This window comes from Neobacillus drentensis (assembly GCF_036965645.1).
In the GTDB taxonomy this organism is placed as follows: domain Bacteria; phylum Bacillota; class Bacilli; order Bacillales; family Cytobacillaceae; genus Neobacillus; species Neobacillus drentensis_D.
In genome coordinates this window covers 5,351-5,933 of record NZ_JBALPZ010000123.1, presented here as the reverse complement: position 1 = coordinate 5,933, position 583 = coordinate 5,351, and the positions used below count along the sequence as shown (strand labels likewise).

Here is a 583-nt window from a genome sequence, read left to right as displayed (position 1 = left end):
ATTATACCCCCGATTATGAAGGAATAAATACAGAGAGTAATCTATTTCATGGGAATGAAGTATTGTTTGTAAGAGCAAGAAGTAACAATTGTTTTCCATTACTAATTAAACATCCTCTTACAGCACAAGCCTAAAAAACCTATTATAAAAAGTTGAAACTTAATTATCCTCAACTAATTATAATAAGCGAAAGGAGGCCATAAGGAGAATGACAACAAACGTTAAAAATACAAAAACCCGCTTAATAGCGGGTTTTTGTATTTTTAGAGTTGAAAAAAGGAGGGCATATCTTATTATTTCTGCCGTATTGCTGCTTGTAATGGGACAGAAAATTGTTGTGGACCTGATATACCAACTAATGATGTTCCTATTGTAGTATAGCCAACAGGAGCGACGCGTGGACTTTTACCAGCTCCACAGCCAATTTGCAAAACTCCGCTATTGACCATCTGACCAATTTTTAAATATCGGATATCAAAAGTTTGTTCTAGATGTCTATCCAATTAAATCACCTCTTACTAATTTATGACCAAGAGCTAGGTTTAATTCTGGAATATCAACTGAATTAAGCTGACTATTTTTC

Annotated in this window: 1 protein-coding gene; it reads right to left on the bottom strand. The window is 34.0% G+C overall.

Translation table 11 applies throughout. From position 1 onward, the window contains the following. Positions 1-293: 293 nt before the first annotated feature. On the bottom strand, positions 294-503 hold the full coding sequence (locus tag V7266_RS21790; protein WP_335470886.1) for a hypothetical protein: 210 nt from the start codon (positions 501-503) through the stop codon (positions 294-296). Positions 504-583 lie beyond the last annotated feature (80 nt).